At 72.0% G+C, this 1,631-nt stretch carries 2 protein-coding genes; both read right to left on the reverse strand.

What is annotated here, in order from left to right; all coding sequences use genetic code 11:
• Window positions 1–46: 46 nt before the first annotated feature.
• Complete coding sequence (locus BIV01_RS11515; protein ID WP_071295927.1) at window positions 47–841, reverse strand: polyprenol monophosphomannose synthase; 795 nt, start codon at window positions 839–841, stop codon at window positions 47–49.
• Between the two features lie 45 nt (window positions 842–886).
• Window positions 887–1,516: a class F sortase gene (locus BIV01_RS11520; RefSeq protein ID WP_217637384.1), complete on the reverse strand. Its 630-nt coding sequence runs from the start codon at window positions 1,514–1,516 to the stop codon at window positions 887–889.
• Window positions 1,517–1,631 lie beyond the last annotated feature (115 nt).

Below are 1,631 nucleotides of genomic sequence, written 5' to 3' on the forward strand. Positions count from 1 at the left end.
CGGTGCCAGCCGGCACCGCGCCTCCGGGAAGCCCGTCAGCAGCCCGTCAGGCCGCGTGGTCGGCGACCGCGTGCGCGTTCGCCCGCACCGACGGGAGTCGGCGGTGGTCCTTGACGAGGGACCGGGCCTCACGGATGCGACGGTCGATGCCCCACTTCGTGACGAGGGTGAGGCTCTCGCGGACGATGTTGCCGCTCATCTTCGAGACGCCGAACTCCCGCTCGGTGAACGTGATCGGGGTCTCGACGACGCGCAGACCGGCCTCGAGCGCGCGCCAGCAGAGGTCCACCTGGAAGCAGTAGCCCTTCGAGGCCACGCCGGCGAGGTCGATGCGCTCGAACGCCCGCGAGGTGAACACCCGGAACCCGCCGGTCGCGTCACGCACCGCGATGCCGAGCGCGAGGCGCGTGTAGAGGTTGCCGCCGCGGGAGAGGAGCTCGCGGTACCAGGGCCAGTTCTCCACGGCGCCGCCCTTGATCCAGCGCGAGCCGAGGACGAGGTCGTTCGTGTCGGCGAGCTCGATCATCCAGGGCAGGTACTCGGGGTGGTGCGAGCCGTCCGCGTCCATCTCGACGAGCTTGTCGTACCCGTGCTCGAGGCCCCAGGCGAACCCGGCGAGGTACGCACCGCCGAGGCCGTCCTTCACGGTGCGGTGCATCACGTGCACCCGGTCGGTCTCACGCGCGATCTGGTCGGCGATGTCGCCGGTGCCGTCCGGGGAGTTGTCGTCCACCACGAGCACGTGCACGTCGGCGTCGGTGGCCGCCAGGGTGCGCTCGACGATGGGGCGGACGTTCTCCGCCTCGTCGTAGGTCGGGATGATGACCAGTGTCGTACTCATGGTGCTCCTTGCGCTTGACATCGAAGATATCGGCCGGTCGCTGCGTCAGTCCGACGAGAGGTCTGCGAACACGATCAGATTGTCCGTGTAATGACCTGTGGCCGTGTCGAACGTGCCGTCACACGTGATGAGGCGCAGCTGGGGTGTGGGGGCGGTGCCGTAGACGTCGCTCGTGGGGAACGCCGACTTCGCCGCCCGTTCGGACCGGTCCACCGTGAAGGTGCGGGTGGAGCCGTCGGACATGGCGACGTGGACCTCGTCACCGGGGACCAGTTCGTCGAGCCGGAAGAAGACGGCTGCGGCGGTGGGGCTGTCGACGTGCCCGGCGATGACGGCCGGGCCGACCTCACCCGGGACGATGCCGTCGCTGAACCACCCGGCACTGTCCCAGTCCTTCGGCGGGTCGAGTTCGCCGGCGGCGCCGCGGTGGAGGTCCTCGAGCGACGAGGACACCCCGATGGCGGGGATGGTCACGCGGACCGGGGTGGCGTCGGACCGGGCGGCGGGGGCTGCCGGGTCCTGGAAGCCGTCGGTCGCGCTGCCGGCCGCGGGTGCCGCAGTGCCCGACGATCCGGCGGTCGGCGAGGCCGACCCGGCCACCGTCGGTCCCCCGGTCCCGTTGGTGGCCGCGACCGCGACGCCGGTGACCCCGCCCACCACGAGCACCCCGGCCACGACTGCCCCGACGAGGACGCCGCGCCGCCGCGGTCCGCCACCGCCGAGTCTCGGCTCGCCGGACACACCGCGGCCTCCGGCAGCGCGAACTCGTCCGCCCCGCCGAGTCTCGGGC

This window comes from Curtobacterium sp. MCBA15_013 (genome assembly GCF_001865095.1).
Taxonomy (GTDB): domain Bacteria; phylum Actinomycetota; class Actinomycetes; order Actinomycetales; family Microbacteriaceae; genus Curtobacterium.

Bases quoted from the DNA above. Each gene is read 5' to 3' on its own strand.
- BIV01_RS11515 (WP_071295927.1), bottom strand. From the start codon at position 841: ATGAGTACGACACTGGTCATCATCCCGACCTACGACGAGGCGGAGAAC.